The 15,839-nt window shown below is 36.7% G+C and carries 15 protein-coding genes; 14 read left to right on the forward strand and 1 reads right to left on the reverse strand.

All coding sequences use genetic code 11. The features are described 5' to 3' along the window. Positions 1-34: 34 nt before the first annotated feature. A complete protein-coding gene (locus tag AZF04_RS07795; protein WP_082795337.1) occupies positions 35-1,330 on the reverse strand; it encodes a replication-associated recombination protein A in 1,296 nt (431 codons plus the stop codon). Positions 1,331-1,771: 441 nt separating this feature from the next. On the opposite strand from AZF04_RS07795, the gene cymR reads away from it, so the two are divergent. The 14 genes from cymR to mltG all read left to right on the forward strand — a co-directional run bounded on the left by cymR (position 1,772) and on the right by mltG (position 15,801). Further along, the gene (cymR, locus tag AZF04_RS07800; protein WP_045485711.1) at positions 1,772-2,191 is read left to right on the forward strand and encodes a cysteine metabolism transcriptional regulator CymR; all 420 of its coding nucleotides are present in this window, start codon (positions 1,772-1,774) and stop codon (positions 2,189-2,191) included. 559 nt (positions 2,192-2,750) lie between these two features. Continuing rightward, positions 2,751-3,911, forward strand: coding sequence for a cysteine desulfurase family protein (locus tag AZF04_RS07805; protein ID WP_061948251.1), 1,161 nt, complete (start codon positions 2,751-2,753; stop codon positions 3,909-3,911). A gap of 71 nt (positions 3,912-3,982) precedes the next feature. Beyond that, positions 3,983-5,080 carry a tRNA 2-thiouridine(34) synthase MnmA gene (gene mnmA, locus AZF04_RS07810; protein ID WP_061948252.1) on the forward strand — a complete coding sequence of 366 codons (1,098 nt, stop codon included), beginning with the start codon at positions 3,983-3,985 and terminating at the stop codon, positions 5,078-5,080. Between the two features lie 142 nt (positions 5,081-5,222). Continuing rightward, entirely contained in the window at positions 5,223-5,885 is a 663-nt protein-coding gene (locus AZF04_RS07815; protein ID WP_061948253.1) for a tetratricopeptide repeat protein, read from the forward strand. Positions 5,886-5,892: 7 nt separating this feature from the next. Beyond that, complete coding sequence (gene recD2, locus AZF04_RS07820) at positions 5,893-8,196, forward strand: SF1B family DNA helicase RecD2 (RefSeq protein ID WP_061948254.1); 2,304 nt, start codon at positions 5,893-5,895, stop codon at positions 8,194-8,196. A gap of 59 nt (positions 8,197-8,255) precedes the next feature. Beyond that, entirely contained in the window at positions 8,256-8,729 is a 474-nt protein-coding gene (locus tag AZF04_RS07825; RefSeq protein ID WP_061948255.1) for a PRC-barrel domain-containing protein, read from the forward strand. A gap of 12 nt (positions 8,730-8,741) precedes the next feature. After that, complete coding sequence (locus AZF04_RS07830) at positions 8,742-8,936, forward strand: hypothetical protein (RefSeq protein WP_045485694.1); 195 nt, start codon at positions 8,742-8,744, stop codon at positions 8,934-8,936. 20 nt (positions 8,937-8,956) lie between these two features. Next, positions 8,957-9,145 carry a DUF3918 family protein gene (locus AZF04_RS07835; protein ID WP_061948256.1) on the forward strand — a complete coding sequence of 63 codons (189 nt, stop codon included), beginning with the start codon at positions 8,957-8,959 and terminating at the stop codon, positions 9,143-9,145. 129 nt (positions 9,146-9,274) lie between these two features. Continuing rightward, on the forward strand, positions 9,275-10,360 hold the full coding sequence (locus AZF04_RS07840; RefSeq protein ID WP_061948257.1) for an AI-2E family transporter: 1,086 nt from the start codon (positions 9,275-9,277) through the stop codon (positions 10,358-10,360). Positions 10,361-10,745: 385 nt separating this feature from the next. Continuing rightward, the gene (gene alaS / locus AZF04_RS07845) at positions 10,746-13,385 is read left to right on the forward strand and encodes an alanine--tRNA ligase (protein ID WP_061948258.1); all 2,640 of its coding nucleotides are present in this window, start codon (positions 10,746-10,748) and stop codon (positions 13,383-13,385) included. An 87-nt stretch (positions 13,386-13,472) separates the two neighbouring features. Further along, on the forward strand, positions 13,473-13,745 hold the full coding sequence (locus AZF04_RS07850; protein WP_045485690.1) for an IreB family regulatory phosphoprotein: 273 nt from the start codon (positions 13,473-13,475) through the stop codon (positions 13,743-13,745). Further along, complete coding sequence (gene ruvX / locus AZF04_RS07855; protein WP_061948259.1) at positions 13,742-14,158, forward strand: Holliday junction resolvase RuvX; 417 nt, start codon at positions 13,742-13,744, stop codon at positions 14,156-14,158. The genes AZF04_RS07850 and ruvX overlap by 4 nt, the downstream gene beginning before the upstream one ends. Positions 14,159-14,171: 13 nt before the next feature. After that, a complete protein-coding gene (locus tag AZF04_RS07860; protein ID WP_144203066.1) occupies positions 14,172-14,456 on the forward strand; it encodes a DUF1292 domain-containing protein in 285 nt (94 codons plus the stop codon). Positions 14,457-14,649: 193 nt separating this feature from the next. Further along, entirely contained in the window at positions 14,650-15,801 is a 1,152-nt protein-coding gene (gene mltG, locus AZF04_RS07865; protein WP_061948260.1) for an endolytic transglycosylase MltG, read from the forward strand. Positions 15,802-15,839 lie beyond the last annotated feature (38 nt).

Raw genomic sequence — 15,839 nt, forward strand, 5'->3', positions numbered from 1 at the left:
CTGTTTTCTAACAGATTAAGTCACCGGCTTTTTGTTAAAGCTCTTTTTTTAATTGTTCAAGCTTATGATACACTTTCGATAAAATCTTCTCTTGTCCACTTTCCTTTGGTTGATAATATCTTTTCTCTTTTAATGTATCAGGTAAGTATTGTTGATTTACCCAAGAGTTCGGATAATGATGTGGGTATTTATAATCTACACCTTTTCCTAATGCTTGTGCACCCTTATAATGACTATCCTGTAAATGAGAAGGTATCTCACCAATTTGACCATTTCGAACATCTTCTATAGCCGAATCTAATGCAGTATAAGCACTGTTAGATTTTGGAGAAAGACATTGCTCAATAACTACATTTGCGAGTGGGATTCTAGCCTCAGGTAAACCAAGTCTTTCTACGGCTTGAACAGCCGTTACCGTATGAACAGCGACCTCAGGTGCTGCTAAAGATATATCCTCATAGGCAATCACGATTAGCCGTCTACAAATGGCAGATAAGTCACCGCCCTCAATTAATCGTGCTAAATAATGAAGGGCTGCAGAAGTATCGCTTCCTCGGATCGACTTTTGTAGACTTGATAATAAATTATAGTAAATATCACTTTTTTTATCATGAGTAAAGCCTTTATTTTGAATACATTCTTTAATGATATCTATTTCAATTTTATAGATACCTTTTTCTATTTCCTCAGCTGCTTTAAAGGCTTCTTCTAAGACAGTAAGCGCGGAACGAGCATCACCACTAACGGAGTCAGCTAAAAGCTCTATAGCTTCTTTGGTCATATCCAATTGATACTGACCAAGTCCTCGGTCTTTATCAGCAAGAGCTCTTTGAATCAATTCAACGATATCTTCTTTTGTTAATGCTTTTAATTCTTTAATCTGACCACAGCGACTTCGAATCGCAGGATTAACCTCATGGAAAGGATTTTCGGTCGTCGCTCCAATTAAAGTAATGAGGCCTCGTTCTACATGAGGAAGTAAATAATCTTGCTGAGCCTTGTTAAAGCGGTGAACTTCGTCAATGAACAGAATTAAATTTCCTTCTCCTTTTGCTTGAACGACAGCATCTTCAATTTGCTTCTTGCCAGCTGTTGTAGCGTTAATGGCTAAAAATGGCTTATGAACAGTCCCTGCGATCGCTTTTGCTATAGATGTTTTTCCAACTCCAGGAGGTCCATATAACAACAAAGAAGGAACATAACCTTTTTTAATCATTTTCGTCAAAGCGGTTTGTGGACCAATAATATGTTTCTGGCCAGCAATTTCATCAATGTTGCGAGGACGCATACGATACGATAAAGGCTCTTTAATTAATGAATCAAATAACACCTTAATTCCCTCATTTCCAAAATAAACATAAAACGTAAGCTTCTATGAATGTAAGTGTAGCGTAAATAAAAGCAAATGCCAATCATTTGAAAACGATTTAAGGTCAAACCGTTACCATAAAAATGCATTTTCATGCTATAATAGCTAAGAATTTAAAAGTAATGATGAAACCGATGTAGTAGAGAAGAACGTTCGTCATATCATTTGTAATGATCGTAAAAGGCCCTAAATCTATACATTAAAATAAGGTTGTGTAGCTTTTAAAATAGTTGGACAGGTATCCTTTGAATAGTAAGTTTATCATTTCCTTGTTTAATTTAAAGGGATAGGGGAATAATCGAGAATAATCTGGGTTTTTGGATAAATTTTATCGGCTTTTACCAAGTTTGTACTTTAGATTATAAATAAACGTTTCCATTTTTTATAGAAAGAGGGATAAAGATGAAAATTTCAACTAAAGGTCGGTATGGTCTTACCATTATGATGGCTTTGGCGAAGAAATCAGGAGAAGGTCCTGTATCATTGAAGTCTATAGCGAAAGAGTACGATTTGTCAGAGCATTACCTTGAACAACTTATAGCGCCGTTACGAAATGCCATGCTTGTAAAAAGTGTTCGTGGTGCATATGGTGGCTATATGCTGTCTAAAGAGGCGAAGGATATTACAGCAGGCGATATTATTCGAGTGTTGGAGGGGCCAATTAGTCCAGTAGAAGTCATGGAAAATGAGGAGCCAGCAAAAAGAGATTTATGGATAAAAATTAGGGATGCTGTAAAAGAGGTATTAGATCAAACAACTCTTGATGACCTTGCTAACTTTGATTCGGATGAGGAACAAGAATATTATATGTTTTATATTTAAGTGAATTTCATAATGGCTCTATAAGTGAATGAAACCGAACGTTTATTAAAAAATATGTCTTGAATGTTTGTGAATTAACTCTTTGATTGTAACGGTAGGTAGTGACTCCCAAAGGATAAGCGCCGTATGAAGATCCACTCTGACGAAGCTCTGCGTAGTCGGGGTTAGCTGAAGACAAGCCCTTGGGAAAGCAACTACCTAAAGTGGAAATCAAAAACCTAACCGTTCCGTTTTTATTAAAAGACACAGGTTTGTGAATTTAATTGTTGATTGTAACGGTAGGTAGTGACTCCCGAAGGATGAGCGCCGTATGAAGATCCACTCTGACGAAGCTCTGCGTAGTCAGAGTTAGCTAAAGACAAGCCCTTGGGAAAGCAACTACCTAAAGTGGAAATCAAAAACCTAACCGCTCGGTTTTCATTATAAGATATGCATGATGAAATGGATTCATTTAAGTTAAAGTCTTACTAATTAAAAGACCCATTAAAGGAAGTGAGATAGCTATGGCGGCTACTCACTTCTTATATTGATATGGATGATTGATTGAGGTGATAAATGAATGGAAACGATATATTTAGATCATGCCGCCACTTCTCCTATCCACCCAGAAGTGGTAAAGGTAATGATGGAAGTTTATGAAGATAATTACGGAAACCCATCTAGTATTCATCAAACAGGAAGAAAAGCGAGAAGCTCTCTAGATAAGGCTCGTAAATTAATTGCCCAATACTTATGCGTTTCAGAGAGTGAGCTTATTTTTACAAGTGGTGGAACAGAGTCCGATAACTTAGCGATTATTGGTTATGCTCTTGCTAATCAAAAGAAAGGGAAGCATATTATTACCTCCTCGATCGAACATCATGCTACGTTGCATGCTTGCCAGGAGCTCGAGAGAAAAGGATTCACTGTCACTTATTTACCAGTAGATGAAACGGGTAGAGTTTCTTTATCAGATTTAAAAGAGGCATTGACGGCAGAGACCATACTTGTCACAATCATGTATGGAAATAATGAGGTAGGTACTTTACAACCTATTAATGAAATATCAGAACTTTTAAAGGATCACCAAGCAAAATTTCATACTGATGCAGTACAAGCATGTGGGGTTATTCCTTTATTTTTAAACGAGCTAGCCATAGATTTAGTCTCTATTTCAGCTCATAAGCTTAATGGACCAAAAGGGGTTGGGCTTCTTTATATCAAAGAGGGAACGGTTATACAACCAGGAACATTTGGTGGAGAGCAAGAAAGAAAACGGAGAGCTGGTACTGAAAATGTTGCAGGAGTAGTAGGCTTTGCTAAGGCATTTGAAATCGCACAAAAAAATATGGAAATAAAAAATGAGCAATTTAAAAGCTTTTCAAGGGCATTTTTTGATATTCTAGAAAGGTCGGGTATCGATTTTCTTTATAACGGAAATCAGAATCATCAGCTACCTCATATTTTTAACGTTAGTTTTCCTCATGTAAGTGTTGAAGCTATGCTTGTTAATTTAGATATGGAAGGAATTTCTGCTTCAAGTGGTTCAGCTTGTACAGCAGGATCCATCGAGCCTTCTCATGTATTAGTTGCCATGTTTCCGGACCATAAAGAAAGATATGAAAGTGCTATTCGATTTAGTTTTGGTTTGAACAATACATTAAAGCAGGTTGAAGAAGCCGCACATAAAACAGTTAAAGTGGTAAAGCGACTTCAAAAAAGTCAGCCCTTTATTGTATAACATTTCTTTCACCTTTAATGAAAGTAAATGATTACACCGTATTCAATTACGGTAATTGGTGGTGAATTAATATGAAGAAAAGCCCTCAAGAAACTAGGGTGGTTGTAGGAATGTCTGGAGGAGTGGACTCCTCTGTGACAGCATTAGTTCTCAAGGAACAAGGCTATGATGTCATCGGAATATTTATGAAAAATTGGGATGATAGCGACGAAAGTGGTTTTTGTTCGGCGACTGAAGATTACGAAGATGTTATTCGTGTTTGTCAACAAATTGGTATCCCTTATTATGCCGTTAATTTTGAAAAACAGTATTGGGATAAAGTATTTAGTTATTTCTTAGAAGAATATAAATCTGGACGTACTCCAAATCCAGATGTAATGTGTAATAAAGAAATTAAATTTAAAGCGTTTTTGAATCACGCTCTATCACTAGGCGCTGATTATGTTGCAACGGGACACTACGCACAAGTTCAAGAGCAAGATGGAGAATTTCAGCTCATAAGAGGTGTAGATGATAATAAGGACCAAACGTATTTTTTAAATGCTTTATCACAGCAGCAGCTTTCTAAGGTTATGTTTCCAATTGGTCATATACCTAAAAAGGAAGTAAGAGAAATAGCAAAAAAAGCTAATTTGGCTACTGCTACGAAAAAAGATAGTACAGGGATATGCTTTATAGGAGAAAGAAATTTCAAGGAATTTTTATCTGAATTTTTACCAGCTCAACCTGGTGAAATGCAAACGCTAGATGGAAAAGTAGTTGCGCAGCATGATGGATTAATGTACTATACATTAGGGCAAAGACAAGGACTTGGCATTGGTGGCCCAGGTGAGCCGTGGTTTGTTATCGACAAGAATGTGGAAGAGAATATTCTATATGTTGGACAAGGGTATCATCATGAAGGATTATATTCCGAAGGTTTACAAGCCATAAAACTTAATTATATAGGGTCAAATGAGTTTCAAGAGCCGTTTGAATGCACAGCGAAGTTTCGATACCGCCAAAAGGATGAGCCTGTTACGGTTTATCCAAACGGCAAGGGAGAAGCAACTATTCGTTTTCATGAAAGACAAAGAGCGATCACACCTGGACAAGCAGTCGTTTTTTATGACGAGGAGCGTTGCCTAGGTGGAGGAACGATAGATAAAGTCATAAAAAAATGGGTGTAAAAGCACGTAGTAAAAGGACCATTTTAACAAAGTAAAAAAAACTGTTTGTTACCAATTGGGGAAAATGCTTATATGCGTTTTCCCTTTCTGTTTTTTGCTGTAAAATAATAAGAAAATGCTTTGAATTGAAAGGTGATTAATCATGAAATGGAACAAAGAAGGAATAGAAGCTATGAACAAAGGAGAATATGAAAAAGCTGCTGCGGCCTTTACTAAAGCCATTGAAGAAGATAAAAAGAACCCTACTGGATATATTAACTTTGGTAATTTGTTAGGAGCTGTAGGGGAATTAGACAAAGCACTAGTCTTTTTCGATAAAGCGATTGAATATGATGAAAAAGCCGCTACTGCTTATTATGGAGCAGGCACCATTTATTATAAGCAGGATCAGTTTGAGAATGCGATTAAAATGTTTAAGCAGGCTCAACAATTACATTTAGAAGAAGCAGATTTATACTTTATGCTAGGAATGAGCTATTATCAGCTAGAAGCATTAGCCTATGCTCAGGCTAACTTCCAAAGAGCAGTTGAGTTAAATGATTCAGATGTAGACGCACGATTTCAGTACGGACTTGTTTTAGCTCAATTAGAAATGATTGATGAAGCGATCGAGCAATTGACGACTGTTATTCATAAAGATCCTCAATATGCAGATGCCCATTTTAATTTAGGGGTAGCCTATGCTTATCAAGAAAAATGGAATGAAGCATTAGATAGCTTTGAACGAACATTAGAAATTCAACCAACACATGGTTTAGCAGCAAATGGAAAGAAAACGATTCAACAAGCAATGAATCAAGGGTGAGGTTATTATGAGCGAACAACCAAATGAATCTGTTCAATCACAATCTACGGAAGAAATTGAACGACCTTATATAAAAGGAGAGGTTGTTCATATTGTTTTTCAAAATGAGGAAAATTATTATACGGTTGCATTAATTCGTATTAAAGCAACAAATGAAGATTTTAATGAGAAAAAGATAACAATTGTCGGAGTGTTACCTCAATTAGAGCCAGGAGAAACATACTTCTTTTATGGTCAAATGTCCAATCATCAAAGGTTTGGGTGGCAATATCAAATTGAAAGCTATAAAAGAGCACTTCCTCAAACTAAAAATGGAATTATCCAATACTTATCAAGCGATCGTTTTCCAGGGATAGGTAAAAAAAGGGCAGAGACGATCGTTGAGACATTAGGTGAGCATAGTATTTCTAAAATTATGGAAGATCGCTCTGTTCTGAAGCTTGTCCCAAAATTACCTCCAGAAAAAGCAGATCAGCTCTATCAACAGCTGATGGACCAGCAAGGAGTGGAGCAAGTTTTATTAACGCTCTCAAAATATGGATTTGGATTGGAACTTTCAATGAAGGTGTATCAAGCTTATAAACTTCAAGCACTCGATATCATTAAAAAGAATCCCTATCAATTGATCCAGGATATTGAGGGAATTGGATTTAGAAAGGCAGATTTATTAGGAGCGGAAATAGGAGTGACTGGAAATCATCCAGACCGTATTCAAGCAGGCTGCTTCTTTTTATTACAAGAGCTTTGTATGCAAGAAGGTCACATGTTTTTGCTTGAGGAACCATTCATTCAACAAGTGACTCAGCTTCTTTCGACAAATAAGCAACGTATTACTAATGAAGAAGTAGCCGAGCAGATTATGAAAATGAGCGAAGAAGATTTGATTGTATTAGAAGAAGATCGTGTCTATCTAAATACGCTTTTTTTTGCAGAAAAAGGGATTGTTTCGAATGTTCGCCGCATTTTAAGCTCAAAAATAGAAGAAGAGTTTCCTGAAGCTGAATTCTTAAAAGAATTAGGAAAAATAGAAGAGGAATTACATATAGAATATGCCTCTTCCCAAAAGGATGCGATACATACAGCATTAGCCTCTCCAATGATGATATTAACAGGGGGACCAGGAACGGGAAAGACAACCGTGATTCAAGGGATTGTAGAGGTTTTTGCAAGGATGCATGGAATTTCGTTAGACCCTAAGGCTTATACAAGAAGTAATCCTTTTCCTGTATTACTAGTCGCTCCTACCGGAAGAGCTGCTAAGAGGATGAGTGAGGCAACAGATTTACCCGCAACAACGATCCATCGGTTACTAGGATGGAAGGGTGCCAACGGGGGATTTGAACGTGATGAATCACAGCCACTAGAAGGGGAGTTATTAATCGTTGATGAAGTATCTATGGTCGATAGCTGGATAGCTAATCAATTATTTAAATCGATTCCTAGAAATATGCAAGTCATTTTAGTCGGAGATCAAGATCAACTACCTTCTGTAGGCCCTGGTCAGTTGCTAATGGATTTAATTGATTCAGAAGTTATACCTACTGTGCATCTTCATGATATTTATCGTCAAGCTGAAGGTTCTTCTATCATTGAAATGGCTCACAGTATCAAATCTGGAACATTACCGACTGATTTAACCGAGCCTAAAACCGATCGGCGATTTTTCCCTTGTCAGACTGACCAAGTGAAAGAAGCGGTTTGGCAAATTTGTGAGAATGCTATGAATAAAGGCTATACAGCAAAGGATATTCAAGTTCTAGCTCCTATGTATAAAGGGCCTGCAGGGATTACCGAATTAAACACCATGCTTCAGGAATTATTTAACCCTAAAGAAAAACAAAGAAGAGAGATTCAATTTGGCGATGTATCTTACCGGACAAAGGATGTTGTTCTTCAGCTTGTTAATAACGCCGAAGAGCATGTATATAATGGAGACCGTGGTGAAATTGTAGCGATATTTTATGCAAAGGAAACAGAAGAAAAGCAGGACCAAATTGTGATTTCCTATGATGGAACTGAAGTTATCTATCTAAAAAAAGATTTAAATCAAATTACACATGCTTACTGCTGTTCGATTCATAAGTCCCAAGGTAGTGAATTCCCTATTGTAGTCATGCCCATTGTTCGAAGCTATCATCGGATGCTTCGAAGAAATTTAATCTATACCGGAATTACACGAGCGAAGAAGTTTTTATTACTATGTGGTGAATTATCTGCTGCTCATACAGCTATTTCTAAAAAAGAAGAGCAAATTAGACATTCAAAATTAAAGGATAAACTAAAAGAGCTAATGGATACTGGAAATTCCTGACCAACATAAATGAGTTCAATTTACACAAAATAAAAATGTTCGGAAAGGTGGAGATAGCTTTGCGAACATTCTCAATGGTTGAAGGGCTTCCTGTTATTCACAGTCATACAGGTAAAGAATATGGTGCTGTTTTAGATTTAATCCTTGAAGAAGGAAAGGTTCACAGTTTATTAATTAATAAAAAAGGCTGGTTTAATCAGCATATAACACTTCCTATCAAGGCAATTGATTCATTAGGAATGGATGGAATTATGATAAAAGAAGAGAACTATTTCCATCCTTATACGAAAAGAAATCGTCATCGGCTTCACCTAAAGAGAGGAAAGGAAAGAATTTACGGCAAACTCCTTTTAAGCTCAGAGGGTGAGAAGCTTGGATTGGTAGAAGATGTATATTTTCAGGAAGAATTGGGAACCATTACAGGATATGAAGTGACAGATGGATTATTAGCCGACTTAGTGGAAGGAAGAAAAGTAATTGTTCATAATAAAGCATTAATTGTCGGTAAGGAAAGAGCCATCCTGTCTCGTTAAGGAGGCCTGTATATGCGTTGCCCAAATTGCCAGACAAAGGATATTGGGAAGATTGGAACCAATCAATATTATTGTTGGAATTGCTTCGTTGAAATGAGCTTGTGTAATGGTAAGCTTTCTCTTCATCAAGTAGAAGAAGATGGCACCTTAAGTTCACTGGATGATTTGTTTGAAGACGTTGACCTTCAAGTAAGAGATGTAAACTAACCAACAGGATGTGAATGTACATGCGTTCAACAGCGATAAGCTCTTTAGTTGCCATTGGTATTGGTGCTGCTGCCTATTCAATGACTAGCAAAAAGAATAAGCGAAAAATGTACTCGATGTTTAAACCCATGAAATCCTTCGAACTAGGTCAAATAATTGATAAGAAAAGCTGGAAAAAAACGAAAAATAGATTTTCAAAAATGTTTTAACATGCTAATCCGTAATTGTAGCTCGGGAAGAGAAATCTTTTCGAGCTTTTTTGCTTCTAATTTTAGCTTTTACATTAGTTATGTGTAAAAAAAGGATAATCAACATACACTACTCCTGAGGTGAGTGGCTTGGAACGTGAGAAATTGATGAAGGTTGTTCTTTTTTTATTTATTTTTTTACTCATTTTAGCTAGCTTAACATTATTAATGCTGCTTTCTCCGTTAATGGAGCCGATATTTCAAGTAATAAAAGCTATCAGTTTGCCGTTATTATTAGCTGTTCTCATTACATATTTATTTCATCCACTAGTTGAAGGCCTTCACGAATATGGACTTTCAAGAGGGTTAGCCGTTTTATTCATGTTTTTATTTTTAATAACCGTAAGTGGATTTATTTTATTTTTAGGACTTCCTTTTATTGTTGAACAAATACAAGGGGCGTTAAAGCAAATTCCACAGCAAATGAACGATATAGAAAATTGGTTGATGGGGATAGAAGCTCAGCTTAATCACTTACCTGCACCATTACACGAACACGCTGATCAATGGATCAAACAACTTCAAGTGTATGGAACAAAAGGATTAGATCAAGTGGAAGGTGTTCTTATAAATGTATTGAAAAAATCCCTTTCGTTCGTTGTTATTCCCTTTATTGTTTTTTATTTATTAAAAGATTATCATATGGTTCAAAAAGCAGCTTGGTATATGACTCCTAAAAAGTGGCGGCTCTCTCTGCAACGTTACATAAAGGATGTTGATCATTCGATTGGTAATTATATTCGTGGTCAACTTCTTGTATCTTTTTGTGTTTTTGTACTAGCAACTATTGGGCTTTGGATATTAGGCGTTCCTTATGCGGTTTTATTAGGTTTATTTATTGGAGCAGTAGATATCATTCCTTATTTTGGACCTATTATTGGAGCCATACCAGCTGTCTTGTTTGCATTTATGAATTCATTCCAAACGGGGATTTTTACAATTATTGTATTATTTGTGATTCAACAAATAGAGGGAAATATTTTATCGCCATTAATAGTTGGCAGAACTCTTCATATGCATCCGATTTTTATTATTTTTGCTTTGCTTATAGGAGTTGAGGCAGGAGGTTTGTTTGGTTTACTCTTAGCAGTCCCCATTTTAGCCGTCATTAAAGTAACCCTTTGGCATATTCGACTTCATTTCTTAAAAAAAAATCAAGGAAATTCAATGGTTTAATCCATTATAATGGTAAGATTTGCTTGGAGAATGATTGACATTTTAATAGGAGCTTTTTATAATTGAATAGCAACTATATAATGAGTAAGACGTTGAAGGAATGAGTATGTATACGACCATTTAAGAGAGGAATTTCCTTAGGCTGTGAGAAATTCTATGTCAATCGTGTGCAGAAAGCTACTCTGGAGTGTAGAAAACCTACCGTTAGCTGCGTTAAGGCACTTAAGATACAGCAATATTTCTATTGTTTGTAAATTAGGGTGGTACCGCGTGATAACATCTCGCCCCTTATTACAGGGGTGGGATTTTTTTATGGAAAAGACCGTTTAAAGGGTCCTTTTAAAGAACATGCTGATATTGTATTGAAAAAGGAGAGTATATGAGAATGAAAAGATTATCTTCTGCTGAAGTGAGACAAATGTATTTAGATTTTTTTAAAGAAAAAGCTCATGATATTGAACCAAGCGCATCACTAGTACCACACGAGGATCCATCCTTGCTATGGATTAATAGTGGAGTAGCTACATTGAAGAAATATTTTGATGGACGCGTTATCCCTAAAAATCCTAGGATTGTTAATGCTCAGAAATCAATTCGTACTAATGATATTGAGAATGTTGGAAAAACAGCTCGTCACCATACTTTCTTTGAGATGCTCGGTAATTTTTCGATCGGTGATTATTTTAAGAAGGAAGCGATTGAATTTGCTTGGGAATTTTTAACCGATAAAAGATGGATCGGATTTGATCCTGAAAAGCTCTCAGTAACTGTACATCCTGAGGATCATGAAGCATACGATTATTGGCATAATGAAATGAAGGTGCCTGCTGAAAGAATCATTCGGTTAGAAGGGAATTTTTGGGATATTGGGGAAGGACCTAGTGGCCCAAATACGGAGATTTTCTACGATAGAGGCCCTTCATATGGAAATGATGAAAATGATTCAGAATTATATCCTGGTGGGGAGAATGACCGTTATTTAGAAGTATGGAATCTTGTTTTCTCACAGTTTAACCATAATCCAGATGGTACATATACACCTTTACCGAAAAAGAATATTGATACAGGGATGGGACTTGAACGAATGGTATCCGTTATTCAAGATGTTCCAACGAATTTTGATACGGACTTGTTTTTACCAATCATTGAAGCAACCGCACAATTAACGACCATTAATTACGGTGATTCAACAGAATCCGACGTATCTTTTAAAGTGGTCGCTGATCATGTTCGTACCGTTGCTTTTGCCGTTAGCGATGGTGCTTTGCCTTCCAATGAAGGAAGAGGCTATGTGCTTAGAAGGCTATTGCGTCGTGCAGTTCGTTATGCAAAATTAATAGAAATACATGAACCGTTCATGCATCAGCTGGTACCAGTAGTTGGTGAAGTCATGAAGGATTTTTACCCAGAAGTACTAGAGAAAAAGGAATTTATAGCGAAAGTAATTAAAAATGAAGAGGAACGCTTTCATGATACATTGAACGAAGGTCTTTCTATTTTAGAAAAACTGATGAATGATGCGATTAAAGCTAATCAAAAGAAAATAGCGGGAACAGATGTATTCAGACTTTATGACACGTATGGTTTTCCTATCGATTTAACGGAGGAGTATGTCGAAGAGAAGGGCTTACAAATAGACCGTGTTGGCTTTGATGAAGAAATGGAAAAGCAAAGAACTCGTGCAAGACAAGCTAGGCAGGAATCGGGCTCTATGCAAATTCAAGATGAGCTTCTTGGTCAATTAAAGGCTGAAAGTACATTTGTTGGATATGAAGCGCTTAAGGTAGATACAAAGGTTTCTGTTATAATCGTGGATAAACAAAATGTAGATATTGTTTCAGAAGGAGAGAAAGCCCAAATCATCTTAGAAGAAACGCCTTTTTACGCTGAAAGTGGAGGTCAGGTAGCCGATAAAGGAATTCTTAGCGGGAATGGCTTACGAGCTAAAGTAGTGGATGTGAAAAAAGCTCCGAACGGACAACATTTACACACGATTTTCGTAGAAGAAGGAAAGCTTTCTTTAGGAGTTCAGGTCGAGGCAATTGTTCAAGAAACAGAAAGAAATCGTATCGTGAAAAATCATACAGCCACTCATTTATTACATCAGGCTTTAAAGGATGTTCTTGGAGCACATGTAAATCAAGCTGGTTCATTAGTATCAGAAGAAAGATTGCGCTTTGACTTTTCACATTTTGGTCAAGTGACACAGGATGAGCTGAAGAAAATAGAAACGATTGTTAATGAAAAAATTTGGGATGCTATTGATGTTTCAATTTCTAATAAGAATATTGAAGAAGCTAAAGCAATGGGAGCAATGGCCTTATTTGGCGAAAAATATGGAGATATTGTCCGGGTTGTTCAAATTGGTGATTACAGCCTTGAGCTTTGTGGGGGCTGCCATGTAAGTAACTCTGCTGAAATTGGTCTTTTCAAGATTGTGTCAGAATCAGGTATTGGTGCCGGAGTAAGAAGAATAGAAGCGGTAACTGGCCAAGGTGCGTACCAGTTTATGAAAGAACAATTAGACTTACTACAAGAAGCTGCTGATTTAATAAAAGCCAAAAATGTGAAAGAGGTTCCGTCACGAATAGAGGCTATCCAACAGCAAGTACGTCAACTGCAAAGAGACAATGAATCTCTCTCTGCAAAGTTAGGAAATATGGAAGCAGGAAACTTGGTTTCTGAAGTAGAACAAATCAATGGAGTATCCGTTCTAGCCAAAAAAGTGGAAGCTAGTGATATGGATGGCTTACGTTCAATTGTAGATCAGCTAAAGAAGGATATAGGATCAGGTGTGGTAGTACTCGCAGCTGTTAATGGTGAAAAGGTTAACTTAGTAGCTGGTGTCACAAAGGATTTAATGGGTGAAGGTTATCATGCTGGTAAAATCGTTAAAGAGGTAGCAACTCGCTGTGGCGGAGGCGGTGGTGGTCGTCCTGATATGGCTCAGGCTGGTGGGAAAAATCCTGGTCAAGTTGAAGAAGCTCTTGCATATGTAGCCGAATACGTAAAATCAATTTCCTAAATGAATTCATATAGTGTACAATAATAGTAACCAGGCTTGTTTGAATAAATATTAAACAAATGGTGAATATAGAAAGAGGTGTTTGTGATGAGCTCTATGGACAAAACGATGCAATTCAATTTCCCTGACGATTCGGTAGATGTTGATGTCCAAGAGGTGTTGCTGTCTGTATATGAAGCTTTAGAAGAGAAAGGCTATAATCCTATAAATCAAATTGTAGGTTATCTGCTCTCTGGTGATCCAGCTTATATACCAAGACATAAGGAAGCACGTACATTGATTCGAAAGCTAGAAAGAGATGAGCTGATTGAACAACTAGTAAAATCATATTTATCACAACATCGTAAGGAGAATGAATGAGAGCTTTAGGTTTAGATGTAGGGACAAAAACAATCGGTGTTGCTTTAAGTGATGAATTAGGCTGGACAGCACAAGGTCTTGTAACTTTGAAGCGCTCTGAGGATGATGTTGATGCCGATTTATCGAGCGTTTCAAAGCTTGTGCAAGAGCATAATGTAGAAGTCGTGGTTATTGGACTTCCGAAAAATATGAACGGTACTATTGGACCTAGTGGTGAAATGTGTCAGTCCTTTGCAGATCGTTTAAAACAGGTTAACCCAGAAATAGATGTGAAGCTTTGGGACGAACGTTTAACAACGGTCGCAGCTGAGAAAATGCTCATTTCTGCTGATGTTAGTCGAAAAAAAAGAAAAAAAGTGATTGATAAAATGGCCGCTGTTTTAATTTTACAAGGCTATCTTGATTATAAATAATAAATGAGGTGTAATAATGACTGAAGAAAAGGATCGCATTGTCATTCCAGATGAAAATGGGGACGAGCACTTATTTGATGAATTATTTAAATTTACCGTAGATGAAACAGGTAAATCTTATATTTTAGTTACTCCGGTCGGTGAGGAAACAGAAGAAGAAGAGGATGTAGAGGTTTTTGCTTTCCGTTATGAGGATAGAGAAGACGAGGAAAATGATATAGCCTTATTCCCAGTCGAAAGTGATGATGAGTGGGAAATGATTGAGGAAATGCTCAATACTTTCTCTGAAGACGAATAGGCTTAAGCTTTTCTGTACGAGCTCTTTTCATGCAAATGACTGCATGAGAAGAGCTTTTTTTGTGAAAATCTCTAATTGATACGAAGAAAATCGAGATTTTGATTAAAAACAAGAGAAATCGACAGGATTATTGAAATTCATAATGAATTTTTTTGAAGTTATAGTATAATGGAACGGTGTAAGGAGGGGGAACATGTCCGATTCTAAAGAGAATAAAGGAAAGAATGAATTATATGAGGAAAGAGTCTCACAAGCAAAGACTGTGAGAAAAATCGTAGTATGGACATTATTCATTTTATTGATTGTCGGAGTTATTGTAGGTCTAACGGGTTATAATTACATAAAATCTGCGGTTGGTCCAATGGACTCAGATAATCCTGAACATGTGGAGATCACGATTCCAATTGGCTCTACGGCTTCTCAAATAGGAACCATTCTAGAAGAGGAAGGCTTAATTCGAAATGGAACCGTATTTCGTTATTACGTTCGTTATAAAAACGAATCTGGCTTCCAAGCGGGAGATTATCTTTTGACTACAGGAATGAATTTCGATGAGCTGATTAATGAGTTAAAAGAAGGCTCAATTATGGAAGATGCAGAGTTGATCTTTACCATTCCAGAGGGTAGATGGCTAGTCGATATGATTGATATCATTGCTGAAAACACAGAGCATAGCTCTGAAGATATTCTTGCCGTAATAGAAGACGAAGAATACCTTCTTCAACTAATAGACCGATATGATATGCTAACAGATGTTATTTTGGATGATGAAATTAAGCAGCCATTAGAAGGATATTTATTTCCTGCACGCTATGATTTTATGGAGGAAAACCCTGAAATAGAAGTTATTATTGAGTCGATGCTTAATCGAACCCAAAATATCATTAACAAACATGCAGAATTAGTGAATAACAGTGAATATTCTGTTCATGAATTGCTAACACTAGCTTCTATTATCGAACGTGAAGCTCAAACAAGTGAAGACCGATATATGATATCAGGTGTTTTGTATAACCGTTTAGAGAGGAACATGAGATTGCAAGTCGATCCAACCGTTGCCTATGCGATAGGGGAGCATTTATATATTACGACATTTGCTGATCTTGAATATGATTCACCTTATAATACGTACTTATATGAAGGCATTCCAATAGGTCCTATTGCAGGTCCTGGTGAAGATTCATTTATTGCTGCCTTGCAACCAGATGATGTTGAGTATTTATTTTTCTATGCAAGAGTTAGTGGTGAAGTGCTATATTCTAATACTTATGAAGAGCATGAAAATATAGCCGAGCAATATCGTCAAGAGTGGCGAGATGCACAGGAAGAAAATAGTGGAGAATAAAAAAGATAAGGGATGTGGATAATTTTTATCCACATTCC

The sequence above is a fragment of the Alkalihalobacillus trypoxylicola genome, from assembly GCF_001590785.1.
GTDB lineage: Bacteria > Bacillota > Bacilli > Bacillales > Bacillaceae_D > Alkalihalobacillus > Alkalihalobacillus trypoxylicola.